At 75.5% G+C, this 11,411-nt stretch carries 10 protein-coding genes; 6 read left to right on the top strand and 4 right to left on the bottom strand.

Annotation, left to right across the window (positions count from 1 at the left end; all coding sequences use genetic code 11):
- Positions 1-3: 3 nt before the first annotated feature.
- Positions 4-918 carry a phosphotransferase gene (locus CLV34_RS02940; protein WP_100348717.1) on the bottom strand — a complete coding sequence of 305 codons (915 nt, stop codon included), beginning with the start codon at positions 916-918 and terminating at the stop codon, positions 4-6.
- 116 nt (positions 919-1,034) lie between these two features.
- Between CLV34_RS02940 and nudC the strand changes: the two genes are divergently transcribed.
- Complete coding sequence (gene nudC / locus CLV34_RS02935; protein WP_100348716.1) at positions 1,035-2,006, top strand: NAD(+) diphosphatase; 972 nt, start codon at positions 1,035-1,037, stop codon at positions 2,004-2,006.
- A gap of 49 nt (positions 2,007-2,055) precedes the next feature.
- On the opposite strand, the gene CLV34_RS02930 is transcribed toward nudC, so the two are convergent.
- The gene (locus tag CLV34_RS02930) at positions 2,056-2,274 is read right to left on the bottom strand and encodes a mycoredoxin (protein WP_100349186.1); all 219 of its coding nucleotides are present in this window, start codon (positions 2,272-2,274) and stop codon (positions 2,056-2,058) included.
- A gap of 191 nt (positions 2,275-2,465) precedes the next feature.
- On the opposite strand from CLV34_RS02930, the gene CLV34_RS02925 reads away from it, so the two are divergent.
- A complete protein-coding gene (locus CLV34_RS02925; protein WP_100348715.1) occupies positions 2,466-4,517 on the top strand; it encodes an ATP-dependent DNA helicase UvrD2 in 2,052 nt (683 codons plus the stop codon).
- 426 nt (positions 4,518-4,943) lie between these two features.
- A complete protein-coding gene (locus tag CLV34_RS02920; RefSeq protein WP_100348714.1) occupies positions 4,944-5,360 on the top strand; it encodes a WhiB family transcriptional regulator in 417 nt (138 codons plus the stop codon).
- 55 nt (positions 5,361-5,415) lie between these two features.
- Here CLV34_RS02920 and CLV34_RS02915 read toward each other — a convergent pair whose 3' ends face one another.
- On the bottom strand, positions 5,416-6,540 hold the full coding sequence (locus CLV34_RS02915) for a ThiF family adenylyltransferase (protein WP_245858937.1): 1,125 nt from the start codon (positions 6,538-6,540) through the stop codon (positions 5,416-5,418).
- Positions 6,541-6,741: 201 nt separating this feature from the next.
- Between CLV34_RS02915 and CLV34_RS02910 the strand changes: the two genes are divergently transcribed.
- The gene (locus CLV34_RS02910; protein WP_211289330.1) at positions 6,742-7,308 is read left to right on the top strand and encodes a M48 metallopeptidase family protein; all 567 of its coding nucleotides are present in this window, start codon (positions 6,742-6,744) and stop codon (positions 7,306-7,308) included.
- Between the two features lie 9 nt (positions 7,309-7,317).
- Here CLV34_RS02910 and CLV34_RS02905 read toward each other — a convergent pair whose 3' ends face one another.
- Positions 7,318-8,781: a zinc-dependent metalloprotease gene (locus CLV34_RS02905; RefSeq protein WP_100348712.1), complete on the bottom strand. Its 1,464-nt coding sequence runs from the start codon at positions 8,779-8,781 to the stop codon at positions 7,318-7,320.
- Between the two features lie 175 nt (positions 8,782-8,956).
- Between CLV34_RS02905 and CLV34_RS02900 the strand changes: the two genes are divergently transcribed.
- Both CLV34_RS02900 and CLV34_RS02895 read left to right on the top strand, forming a co-directional pair.
- A complete protein-coding gene (locus CLV34_RS02900) occupies positions 8,957-10,009 on the top strand; it encodes a Rossmann-fold NAD(P)-binding domain-containing protein (RefSeq protein ID WP_100348711.1) in 1,053 nt (350 codons plus the stop codon).
- A 46-nt stretch (positions 10,010-10,055) separates the two neighbouring features.
- On the top strand, positions 10,056-11,276 hold the full coding sequence (locus tag CLV34_RS02895) for a YlbL family protein (RefSeq protein ID WP_245858936.1): 1,221 nt from the start codon (positions 10,056-10,058) through the stop codon (positions 11,274-11,276).
- Positions 11,277-11,411 lie beyond the last annotated feature (135 nt).

Below are 11,411 nucleotides of genomic sequence, written 5' to 3'. Positions count from 1 at the left end.
GTGTCAGCCCGCCGCGACGGCCACGGCGAGCTCGTGCAGCATCTCGACGGCGTCGTCCACGACGTCGTCCTGGCCGGTCCGCACGCCGTGCAGGAGCCACCGCGCCAGCTCGAGCTCGCCGACGAGCAGCGCCCGGTCCTCGAGGTGCGGGTCGGCGAGGTCGGTCCGGCGCAGGCGGTACGCCTCGAGGATGGACTCGGCGGCGTCGGCGGGCGCGGCGACGAGCAGCCACGCGAGGTCGTCCGCGGGGTCGGCGACGGACACGTCGGACCAGCCGGTGACGGCGCGCACCCGGGTGCCGCGGGTGAGCACCTGCTCGGGGCCGAGGTCGCCGTGCACGACGACGGGCTGGAACCGCCACAGGGTCACGTCCTCCAGCGCCGCCTCCCACCGTTCGAGCAGGACGGTGGGGACGTGCCCGGTGCGGGCTGCCTCGTCGACCTCGGAGAGGCGGCGCAGCCGGTAGTCCTCGGCGCTGTACACGGGAAGGCCGACGTCCGCGGCGACGGTCAGGGGGAGCTCGTGCACGGCCGCGACGACCCGTCCGAGGTCGGCGGCGAGACCGGGCCCGGCGGAGAGCAGGGACAGGTCGACGGGTTCGCCGTCGAGGGGCGCGTGCACGACGGCGCGGCCCCCCTCGGGCAGCGGTGCGAAGCCTTCGGGCACGGGGATCGTGAACGGGAGGACGCCGGCGTCGACGTAGGGCGCGAGGAGTCGGAGCACCGCGACCTCGGCCTCGAGGGCGGCGCCTGCGGCGGCGCTGCGCGGTGCGCGCACGACCCACCGGCCGCCGTCCGCGTCGGTGACGAGGGCGGCGTCGACGTCGCCGCGCTCACGCACGGCCTCGACGCCGACCGCCGCGAGCCCGTGGAGGGCCTGCGTCGACAGGGCGGCGAGCACGAGCGGCGAGCGGGTCACGGCCCCACCGTAGACGGGGCACGTGCACCGCCGCCACGACCGGTCGCGGGCCGGTCATCGCGGGCCGTCCCGCTGGCGTCGGCGCCGTGGTGTGCCCGGTGGCCTAGGTTGGGCGGGTGACGACTGCCTGGGACGCCCTCCCGCTCGCCGGGGCGATCGACCGCGCGGCGGAGCGCCGCGGCGAGCCGGGTGCCCTGGCCGACGCGCTCGCGGACGACGCGACACGGGTCGTGCTCGTGCACCGGGGACGGCTGGCCGGCGACCCGACGACCGGGCTGGTCCGGGTGCCCGCGGCGGACGTGCGGGACGCGGCCCCCGCCCCGGACGAGCAGCCGGCGCTGCGCTGGGTCCTGCTCGGGGTGCTCGACGGATCCCAGGTGCTCGCGCTGGTCCTGCCGGACGACGCGGACGCGACGCCGCCGGGGCTCGAGGGCATCTCCGAGAGCGGCCGGTGGGCCGACCTGGTGCGCGGCCGTCCCTGGTCGTCGCTGCGCGACCTCGCGGCGACGGTGCCCGCGGACGACGCGGCGCTGGCCGCCGCGTCGGTGGCGCTCGCGGCGTGGCACGCGAGCCATCCGCGGTGCGGGCGCTGCGGTGAGCCGACGGTCGTGACGCAGTCGGGGTGGGTGCGTCGTTGCCTCGCGGAGGGTGTCGACCACTTCCCGCGCACGGACCCCGCCGTGATCATGACGGTCGTCGACGACGACGACCGCCTGCTGCTGGGCCACAACACGGCATGGGCGCCCGACCGCTGGTCCACGCTCGCGGGCTACGTGGAGCCGGGCGAGTCGGTCGAGCAGGCGGTGCGCCGCGAGGTGCACGAGGAGGTCGGTCTGACCGTCGGCGAGGTGGTGTACCGCGCGAGCCAGCCGTGGCCGTTCCCGGCGTCGTTGATGCTCGGGTTCCGGGCTGCGGCGCGGGACACCGTGGTGCGGTGCGACGGCGTGGAGGTCGACGACGCCCGCTGGTTCACCCGGCCGGAGCTGCTCGCGGCGGCACGGTCGGGGCAGGTGCGTCTGCCGGGCCGGACGTCGATCGCCCGGGCGCTCGTCGAGGAGTGGTTCGGGGACGAGCTGCCGGGCGCGTGAGCGCAGTCGCACACCCCCGACGCCCGGACCCCCGACGCCGGCGGCGCGCTCAGAGGCGCGACTTGACCTCGGCGAGGCTCGGGTTGGTCGCTGCCGTGCCGTCGGGGAAGACGATCGTGGGGACCGTCTGGTTGCCGCCGTTGACGCTCTCGACGTACGCGGCCGTCTCGGGCTGCTCCTCGATGTCGACGACCGTGTAGCCGATGCCCGCGGAGTCGAGCTGGGTGCGGAGCCGACGGCAGTACCCGCACCAGGTGGTGGAGTACATGACGACGGTGCCTGCGGCGGGGACGACGGGGGTGACGGTGTCGGTCACGGGAGCTGCTCCTGCGGGTGGGACGGACGAGACGGTCACTGCGTGAACGCGGCGGCCCGCGCCGTTCTTCCCGGCACGTCGTCCGGCGACGCCTGGGGACGCGCGCAGCACGGTGTCACCGTGTGCTGCGAGAATCGCTGACGATGTCGTCCTCCGCCCAGCACCCCGCCCGGCCCGTCGCCGCACCCGCCGCCCCACCGTCCGCCGACGCGCTCCTCGAGGCCCTCGACCCGGAGCAGCGTGAGGTCGCGCTCGCGCTCACGGGTCCGGTGTGCGTCCTGGCCGGTGCCGGCACGGGCAAGACGCGCGCGATCACGCACCGCATCGCGTACGGGGTACGCACGGGCGTCTACGTCCCGACGAGCGTGCTCGCGGTGACGTTCACGGCGCGCGCCGCGGGCGAGATGCGCACCCGGCTGCGCGGCCTCGGCGTCGCGGGGGTGCAGGCGCGGACGTTCCACGCGGCGGCGCTGCGGCAGCTCGGGTACTTCTGGCCGCGTGTGGTCGGCGGCGCCCCGCCGCAGATCCTCGAGCACAAGGCGCCCGCGATCGGTGAGGCGGCCCGCCGGCTCGGGCTGAGCGTCGACCGGCTCGCCGTGCGCGACCTGTCGTCCGAGGTCGAGTGGGCCAAGGTGTCGCTCGTCACCGCGGACGAGTACGAGACGGCTTGCGCCGCGATCGACCGCGACCCGCCGGCGGGCTTCGAGCCGCGCACGGTGTCCCGTCTGATCGAGGCGTACGAGGACGTCAAGACGGAGCGCGGAGTCATCGACTTCGAGGACGTCCTGCTCCTGCTGGGCGAGATGCTCCGGTCGACGCCGCACGTCGCGGACGAGGTGCGGCGCCAGTACCGCCGCTTCGTCGTCGACGAGTACCAGGACGTCTCGCCGCTGCAGCAGTTCCTCCTGGACCAGTGGCTCGGTGGCCGGAACGAGCTGTGCGTGGTGGGCGACCCGAGCCAGACGATCTACTCGTTCACGGGGGCGACCCCGCACCACCTCCTGACGTTCTCCCGCACGCACCCGGGCGCGCGGGTGGTCCGCCTGGTGCGGGACTACCGGTCGACCCCTCAGGTCGTGACGCTCGCCAACCGGCTGCTGGGCAGCACGGGCCGGCGGCGTGGGCCGGACGCCCCGCTCGAGCTCGTCGCGCAGCGTCCTGACGGACCGCCGGTGCGGTACACGGCCTACGACGACGACGCCGCCGAGGCCGCGGGGATCGCGGCACGGGTCGCCCGCCTGGTCGCCGACGGGGTCCCGGCGTCCGAGATCGCGGTGCTCTACCGGACGAACGCCCAGTCGGAGTCGTTCGAGCAGGCGCTCGCGGCCGCGGGCGTCGCGTACCTCGTGCGTGGTGGGGAGCGCTTCTTCCAGCGCAAGGACGTGCGGGACGCGTTGGTGCTGCTGCGTGGGGCGGCGCGGTCCGCGGACGCCGACCAGACGGTCGGCGAGCTGACCCGGGACGTCCTCATCACGGTCGGCTGGGCGCCGCAGCCCCCGGCGGCGCGCGGCGCGGTGCGCGAGCGTTGGGACGCCATGCAGGCGCTCGTCTCGCTCGCCGACGACCTGCCCGAGGGGGCGACCATGCCGGATCTCGTCGCGGAGCTCGACGAGCGCGCCGCCGCGCAGCACGCGCCGACGGTCGAGGGCGTGACGCTCGCGTCGCTGCACGCGGCGAAGGGCCTCGAGTGGGACGCGGTGTTCCTCGCGGGCATGAGCGAGGGGCTCATGCCGATCTCGTTCGCGGAGACCGACGAGGCCGTCGCGGAGGAGCGCCGCCTGCTGTACGTGGGGATCACGCGGGCCCGCGAGCACCTCGAGGTGTCGTTCGGGCGGTCGCGGCACCCGGGCGGTCGCGCGTCGCGCAAGCGCACCCGGTTCCTCGACGGTCTGTGGCCCGACGAGCCGGCCCGTGACCGGCGGCGTGCGCCCTCCGCCGGTGGTGGGCGCAGCGCGCAGGCCGACGCGCTCGACGACGACGACCGTCGTGTCTTCGAGGTCCTGCGTGAGTGGCGCGCCGGCGTCGCGAAAGAGACGAGCAAGCCCGCGTACACGATCCTCGTGGACTCGACGCTGGTCGAGATCGCGCAGTCGCGCCCGTCGTCCGTGCCGGAGCTGGCACGGGTCAACGGCATCGGTCCGGCCAAGATCGACCGCTACGGCGACGTGCTCCTGGACCTCGTCCAGGGCGTCTGAGAAGTTTCTTCGTTTATTCGGTTGTCCCGTTTCGTGAGCGCGGCGTACTGTCGTGGAGTCCGATACCCGTGAGGTAGGCGGTCCGCGGCCCGAGGCCGGTGGGCGGCCCACCAGACACCGAGAGGAGGTGGCAGCACCGATGAACGCAACGTCGATCAAGTTCGTGACGATCAAGCACATGACCATCGATCGTCCGACGACGCATGTCTCCCGCCACCTCGCGTGGCCCGGGGGCGAGCGCGGGTACTCCCGCCCCATCGGTTCCTCCACCTGGTGTCAACCGGTCTGACAAGACCGTCCTCCAGGCCGCGGAACCCTACCGGGATCCGCGGCCTTTCCTGTCGGTCGGTGCACCGCACCACCGCCGGAGGCCCAGGGTCCCTGTCGCAAGAATGACACCACGACAGGACGAAACTGGAGGACATCGTGCGGCTCACGACGCTGCTCGACACGATCCCGCAGGGTGGATCCGGCGCCTGGACCACGGCACCCCTCGCTGCACCCCCTTCGACAGACCCCCAGGCCGGCATCTCGGCCGGCACGGCCGTCGCTCCGACGGCCTTCCCTGCGCGCACGGACGGGGGCGACGCGCGCGAGTTCGACCGCATCGTCTCGGGGCTCATCCCGTGCCGGGTGCACGACGCGGAGCTGTGGTTCGCGGAGCGTCAGGTCGACGTCGAGCTGGCCAAGTCGCTCTGCGCGGACTGCCCGCTGGTCTCGGGCTGCCTGGCCGGTGCCATCGAGCGCCGCGAGCCCTGGGGGGTGTGGGGCGGCCAGGTGTTCGTGGACGGCGTGGTCGTCGCCACGAAGCGCGGTCGGGGTCGGCCGCGCAAGGTCGCGTGACGCGCCCCGGTCTCGCCGCGACCGGGCCGACCGCACGACCGGATGCTCGGCCGACTCACGGGACGCAGTGGCAGCCGCACGACGCGTGCGGCTGCCACTGCCGTATCCGGGGCACCGCGTCGGGCCACAGCACCTCGAGGCTCGCACCCGCGGTGCGCACGGGGAGCCCGTCGAGCCGGGCCAGTACCTGCGCGGTGGCGAGCCCCGCGCCGACGCTCGCGGTCGCGGACTCCTCGGCCCCTGAGGTGCCCTGACGGAGCTGGACGGCCATGGTCGGCCACCGGGGGTCGTCGTCGCGGCGGTGCAGGTCGACGCAGCGCAGGCACGGCGTGCGGCCGGGGTCGACGAACGGCCCGACGGTGACGCCGGCCTCGTGGAGGACCACGGACAGGTGCGCGACGTCGGCGCCGACGAGGCGGCCGGCCCGCGCGGTGTCCGCGGCGCGGTGCTCGACGAGGACGACGACGTCCGCCTGCCGGAGCCGTTCCGCGGACGAGGTGCGCACGTGGGTCGCGGGGGAGAGCTGCGCGACCGTCTCCGCGACGGCGTCCTGGCGGGCGACGCCGACGTCGCGCAGGCGGTGTCCGGTAGCGCCCACGTCGGTCGCCTGCACGGGTCGCGCGTCGCCCAGGACGAGCCGGCCCACGCCGGCGGAGGCGAGGCCGGCGGCGATTCCGGCGCCCGTCCGTCCGAGCCCGAGGACCGCGACGGTCCGTGCGGCCCGGCGCCGCAGCACCCGGGAGCCCCAGCCGTCGGCGTCGACCGACGACAGGGCGGCGAGGTCGCCCCCGCCGCCGCCCGGAGCCGTGATCTCGGGGTCGTCGGCCACGGGCGGCGGGTCCACGACGGCGCCCGCCCGGTGCAGCACCTCCAGGAGCTCGAGGGCACGGTCCGGGGTGACGCCGTGCCGCCGGGCGGTCGCGGCGAGCGGTCGCGAGCCGGCTGCGCCGAGCCAGCGCGTCTCGGCGGGGGCGAGGCCGTCGACGCGGACCGCCGAGCGGGGGTCCGATCCGAGCTGGAGCTCGCCGGTGCCGCGCCACAGCACCTCGATGCCCGGCCGCAGGTGGGCACGGGCGAGCGGCCCGGTGAGCAGGGCGCCCGCCGGGTGCGCCACCGGGGTGCCGTCCCGGTCGGGTGTGGGCGGGACGTCAGGAGGACGGGTCGACGGGCGTGCGGACACGGTGGGCCTCCCGGTGCGTGGCCCCGGGTCGGGGCGGGTGCGCTCACCGTGGCACGGTCGCGCGCCGGCCGTCGCTCGTCGTCCACAGGGCGTGCCGCGAGGGGGCGGGCCACGGCTCCGAAGCCGTCCGGGTCGCGGCAGGACGTGCTCCGGCCCGCGCGCCTGCTTTTCGTGGACGGTCGGCGCCGCTACGGTCGGGGCGTGGCCCAGGGCACATCGACCAGCGCCGCCGCGGCGCCGGTCGTCGAGGTGCGCCGCAGCCGTCGGCGCGTCAGCACGGTGAGCGCCTACCGCGACGGCGACCGGACGATCGTCGCGATCCCGGCGCGCTTCTCGCGCGCCCAGGAGCGGGAGTGGGTCGAGCGGATGCTCGCGCGCCTGGCCGAGAAGGAGCAGCGGCGACGCCCGTCGGACGCTCAGCTCGCGGCGCGTGCGGCGGAGCTGTCCGCGCGCTACCTGGGCGACCGGGCGCACCCGTCCAGCGTGCGGTGGTCGTCGAACCAGGGTCGGCGGTGGGGCTCGTGCACGCTGCTCGACGGGTCGATCCGGATCTCCGACCGCGTCCAGGGCATGCCGGGGTGGGTGCTCGACTACGTGATCCTGCACGAGCTCGCGCACCTGCTGCACGCGGGCCACGGGCCGGACTTCTGGGCGCTGCTGGACGACTACCCGCGCACGGAGCGAGCGCGCGGCTACCTCGAGGGCGTGTCGTTCGGGCGTCAGGCGGGGTCGTCCGGACCGGGGGCCGGCCCCGACGCCCCTGCCTGACTCCGGGCGTCAGGGCTCGCGGGGGCTCTCCGGGTCGTCCGCCGCATCGTCGGGTGCGTCGGCCTCGCCGAGGATCTCGGCGAGCGCGGCGTCGAGGTCGGCGGACGCCTCCTGCGCGGCCTCGCGCCGGCTGCGGTAGCCCGCGGGGTCGTCGAGGTCCTCGGCCGTGGGGAGCAGGTCGGGGTGGTCCCAGACGTGGTCGCGCGCGTCCTCGCCCTCCTGGGCGGCGATGAGCGCCCACAGCGCGGCGGCGTCTCGCGACCTGCGGGGGCGCAGCTCGAGCCCGACCAGCGACGCGAACGTCTGCTCGGCGGGACCGCCCGCGGCCCGGCGCCGACGCACCATCTCGCGCAGCGCCATGACGTGGGGCAGGTGGGGTGCTGCGGCACGGGCCGTGACCTCGTCGACCCAGCCCTCGACGAGGGCGAGCGTCGTCTCGAGACGCTCGAGGGTGGCCGTCTGCTCGGGCGTGGGCTCGAGCCCGAACACCCCGCTGGACAGGGCGCCGCGCAGCGAGTCCATGTCGGACAGGTCGACGTCGGCCACCTTGTCCTCGAGCGCGTGCAGGTCGATCGTGATGCCGCGGGCGTACGCCTCGACGAGCCCGAGCAGGTGGGCGCGGAGCCACGCGACGTGCGTGAACAGCCGGGCGTGGGCGTCCTCCCGCAGCGCGAGGAACAACCGCACCTCCTCGACGGGCACGTCGAGCCCCTCGGCGAACGCGTCGACGTTCGACGGGACGAGGACGGTCGCGGGTCCGGGCAGGAGCGGGACGCCGACGTCGGTCGCGCCGAAGACCTCGCGCGAGAGCGTGCCCGCGGCCTGACCGAGCTGCATGCCGAACACGGCAGAGCCCAGGGAGCGGAACATCGCCGCCGGGTCGATGCCGCCGAGCGCGCCGGCCGGCAGCCCGGGCAGCGCCGGGAGTCCCGGGACCGACCCCTCGATGCCGCCGAGCTGCTCGCCGAGCACGCCGGACAGGGCGTCCGACATGGACGACGCGACCGGTGCGGCGAGCGTGTTCCAGGCGGGCAGGGTCCGCTCGACCCACTCGGACCGGCTCCACGCGAGGCGCTCCCCGCCCGACGGCGGCAGCTCGGTCGCGGCGTCGAGCCAGAGGTCGGCCACGGCGAGCGCGTCCGTCGCGGCGCGCTGCTGGCCGAGGGTCACCGACGGGTCGCCGCCGGTGACGGCGACCTGACGGGCGAGGTCGTGCGCGACGTCCGCGTTGAGCGGCCCGGCGCCGGGCTGCGTGAGGATGCTCTGGACCCGGTCGAGGATCGGGCCGAGGAGCTGCGGGTTGGCGGCCAGGTCGCTCGTCGCGCCCAGCGCCTCCGGGTCGAAGCCGCGGGCTCGCAGCTCGCGCAGCGCCTCGTCGGCGTCGGCGCCGAACACCGAGCGCAGCATGTCCTCCCAGGACGACGGGCGGTTCGCGTCGTCGGGCTGGTGGGGCTGGTCGGGTCCTGCGGTCATGGGTGAACCTCCGGCTGGGCTGGTGCTCGACGCGGTCGCTCGGCGCGGCCTCGCGGCGCAAGGGACCGGTGCGGTCTATCTTGGCCACAGGATCGCCGCGGGACGCGCCTCCGGTCGTTCGTTCACCGTAGCGTCTCGGCCTGGTCGTGGGCCGGGCGGGAGAAGGGTGGAAGGTGTGCAGGAGGGGCGGCTTCGCTCAGAGCGCAGCGCGGCGGCCGCGGGGGGCGCCGAGGAGTCCCGACTGGTCGTCGTCGGTGCCGGTGGCATCACGGGCGGCCTCGCAGTGCGGTTGCGTGCCCGTCACCTCACCGACGTACCGGCCGGTGCGTCCGGCCCGACGCGGCTGGCGGACGCGCGGACGGTCGTGGTGGTGGCGCACACCGCGGACTTCGACCGTGAGGCGTACGGGCGTCCGGCTCGCCGCGAGGCGTTGTCCGGCCTGGTCCGGCGCGTGGTCGCGGCCGCGCCCGCGGACGCGCACCTGGTGCTGGTCGGCTCGGCGATGGTGTGCGGCGCCAGGCCGGGCGCCGCGCCCGTGGACGACGACGCCCCGGTCGCTCCGGAGGTCGCGGGCGGGCACGGTGTGGGTCATCTCCTCGCCCAGGTCGAGCAGGCGTTCCGGGACGCCGTGGGGGTCCGGCGCGCGACGGTGCTCCGCGCGGCGCCGGTCGTCGGGCCGGGCGCCGACACCCTGGTCACCCGGCACTTCGAGGCGCCGCGGCTCCTCGCGGTGAGCGACGCGGCGCGCGAGTGGCAGTTCCTGCACCTGGACGACCTCGCGACGGCCGTCGAGGCGGTGGTCGAGCACGGGCTCGTGGGAACGGTGACCGCCGGGACCGTCCACGACGACGGGTCGCCCGACGTGCTCACGTCCGCGCAGGTCGCCGAGCTCGCGGACCGCCGGCTGCTCACGCTCAGCCGGGCGACGGCCCTCGGGATCGCGGAGCAGCTGCACCGCGTCGGCGCCGTCCCCTCGCCCCCCGACGAGCTGTTCTACGCCGTGTACTCGTGGACGGTGACCGCACGCCGGCTCCACGCGGCGGGTTGGCGTCCGCAGGTCGGTGCGGCGGCGTGCGTGCGCGAGGCGGCGGCGTCCGGGCGCGGCACCCTCACGGTCGCCGGCCGACGCCTGGGCGGCCGCGACGCCGCCGCCCTCGGCGCTGCAGGCGCTGCGGTCGCGCTGCTCGGGACCGCAGCGGCGTGGCGCCAGGCGCGCGGGCGGCGATGAGGTCAGGGCTCGCGTGCTCCCAGGTTGTTCGGCGAGGATGGCGCGCGTGAGCGCACCGGGCAGCACGCCAGACGACGAGCGGGACCAGCCCGTGGACGCACCCGCCACCGGGGGAGCCGCCGGGACGCCCGTCCCGGCGTCCTGGACGGCGTCCGCGCCGGAGACCTTCCACGAGGCGCACGGGGCGGCTGCTGACCCGTGGACGTCGACCGTCCCGGCGATGTCGGCTCGCTCGCGCACGTTGTCGTACGCGGCGCTCGCGACCGCGGTGCTCGTGGCGGTCCTGGGGTTCCTCCCGGCGCCGTTCGTGGTCCGCAGCCCCGGCCCGACCGTCGACACGCTCGGCACCGACAACGGCAAGCCCGTGGTCGCGATCAGCGGGGCCAAGACCTACCCGACGACGGGGCAGCTGCGTCTGCTCACCGTGCTGGAGGTCGGTGGCCCCGGCTACTCCACGACGCTGCAGCGGGTCCTCGAGGGCTGGTGGCGGCGTGACACGGCCGTCCTGCCGCGCGACGCCGTGTACCCGACGACCGTGACGCGCGAGCAGGAGCAGCAGGTCTCGCAGGCGCAGATGACGACGTCGCAGGAGAACGCCGAGGCCGCCGCCCTGACCGAGCTGGGCTACAGGGTCCCCGTGGTGCTGTCGGTGGCGGGCGTCGTGAAGGGCAGCGGCGCCGTCGGCGTGCTGCAGAAGGGCGACGTCATCACGTCGGTCGACGGGTCGTCGTTCGACACGTACGACGCGTTCCTGCACGAGCTCTACGCGGTCGCGCCGGGGGGCACGGTGACGCTGGGCATCACGCGGGACGGCAAGGCCCAGGACGTGAAGGTCGTGACGGGCAAGAACGCGGACGGCAAGCCGACGGTGGGCTTCTACCCGGCCGTGAGCTACGACATGCCGGTCGACATCACGATCAACCTCGGCGAGGACATCGGCGGACCGAGCGCGGGGACGATGTTCGCGCTCGCGATCATCGACAAGATGACGTCGGAGGACCTCACGGGCGGCAAGGTCGTCGCCGGCACGGGCACCATGGACGTCGACGGGACCGTCGGCGCGATCGGCGGCATCCGGCAGAAGCTCGCGGGGGCGAAGCGCGACGGCGCGACATGGTTCCTGGCGCCGGCGTCGAACTGCGACGAGGTCGTCGGGTACGTGCCGGACGGGCTGCACGTCGTGTCGATGAGCACGCTGCACCAGGCGCGGCAGGAGCTCGCGGCGATCGGCGCGGGTGACACGGCCGACCTGCCGACCTGCTCCTGACCTGTACGGCGGACGTCCGGGTTCCTCCCTGGCGGTGCACAGCCTCTGACGTGGGGCGTCGCATGTGGGAGATTGGGACCACGCGTCCGTCCGTGCCCCGGAACAAGCCCCGGAACTACCCCCGGAACTGAGGTC

Source organism: Luteimicrobium subarcticum (assembly GCF_002798015.1).
Lineage (GTDB): Bacteria > Actinomycetota > Actinomycetes > Actinomycetales > Cellulomonadaceae > Luteimicrobium > Luteimicrobium subarcticum.
This window is presented reverse-complemented; position numbering and strand designations above follow the sequence as displayed.

Coding starts and splice junctions, on each gene's coding strand:
- CLV34_RS02930 (WP_100349186.1), bottom strand. CDS start 2,274: ATGTACTCCACCACCTGGTGCGGGTACTGCCGTCGGCTCCGCACCCAG.
- CLV34_RS02925 (WP_100348715.1), top strand. CDS start 2,466: ATGTCGTCCTCCGCCCAGCACCCCGCCCGGCCCGTCGCCGCACCCGCC.
- CLV34_RS02905 (WP_100348712.1), bottom strand. CDS start 8,781: ATGACCGCAGGACCCGACCAGCCCCACCAGCCCGACGACGCGAACCGC.